At 39.6% G+C, this 434-nt stretch carries 1 protein-coding gene; it reads right to left on the minus strand.

The features are described from left to right. Positions 1-137 precede the first annotated feature (137 nt). Positions 138-434, minus strand: a 297-nt coding sequence (locus tag Y882_RS20470) for a hypothetical protein (RefSeq protein ID WP_211259262.1), incomplete at its 5' end; no start/stop codon positions are given.

Raw genomic sequence — 434 nt, forward strand, 5'->3', positions numbered from 1 at the left:
CACTTATTCAATACATCTTCTGGAACAATCTCACCAAGTAATTGGACATGCTTATTCATAACGACCTACCTTATTAGTTGAACACATTGTATCTTTTAGCACGCTGACCATCCGCGCGTTTTCAAATATGTATAACTTTATTCTACACCTAAATACTTATGAACTTGCAATTGCACGATATAATTATGTTTCATTGCGTATTTAACGACAGCTTGAGCGTTTGCTTTATTAGCATCGTCGTCCTGTTCATCCATAGGCTGAAGATAAATATTACCTTTAAAGTGTACAGGCGGACGTGCGATAAATGGTGTTGCACGGTGATCCAGTGCCTGCAACGGTAATCCATCTTCCTCCTTGACGTTTCCACTTTTCATTACATATTTGAAAGCATTTGCTCGAGCGGAAACGCTAGGGCTGTCTCTTATACACATCCC

This window comes from Dyella japonica DSM 16301 (assembly GCF_001010355.1).
Lineage (GTDB): Bacteria > Pseudomonadota > Gammaproteobacteria > Xanthomonadales > Rhodanobacteraceae > Dyella > Dyella japonica.